The organism is Dellaglioa sp. CoH-55-MRSF-7 (assembly GCF_056782235.1).
On sequence record NZ_JBXAYI010000049.1, the window covers coordinates 1 to 516 of the forward strand.

1 pseudogene is annotated in these 516 nt (G+C 51.9%); it reads left to right on the plus strand.

The annotated features are described in order from the left end of the window. Window positions 1–327 (plus strand): annotated as a pseudogene (locus tag AC1RPU_RS07800) (hypothetical protein); the annotation flags it as partial. Window positions 328–516 lie beyond the last annotated feature (189 nt).

A 516-nucleotide genomic window follows, 5' to 3' on the forward strand; every position in this document is an offset into this window, starting at 1 on the left:
CCCCCGAAGAAGGGCAAGAAGACTCCGGCCAAGGGCAAAAAGAAGGTCGTCGAGGAAGATGAGGACGACGAAGATGAGGATGAAGACGGCGGCATCGACGATGAAGACGAAGATGACGACGAGCCTCCCAAGAAGTCCAAGGGCAAGAAGAAGCCAGTCGAAGACGACGAGGACGAGGATGAAGACCTCGACGATGAAGACGAAGACGAGGATGAGCCGCCCAAGAAGAAAAAGGCCCCGGCAAAGAAAGTAGCCGCCAAGAAGTCGAAGAAGAAGCCCGTCGAAGAAGACGAGGATGAAGACGAAGACGACGATCTGGATGACTGATCGTAGTAAATAAGTAGGACAGGGGCCCAGCAGACAGAACCTGCTGGGCTCTCTTTGTTTAAGTGGTGATCTAATGGCAATTGGTATCAATCTTGGACGTGACGAAGACTCACCGCCCTCTTTTGAGGAATATGACGGAAGCATACTAAGTCACAAATACCTTATGGACTCCTATGAGTTCGGCCGCTC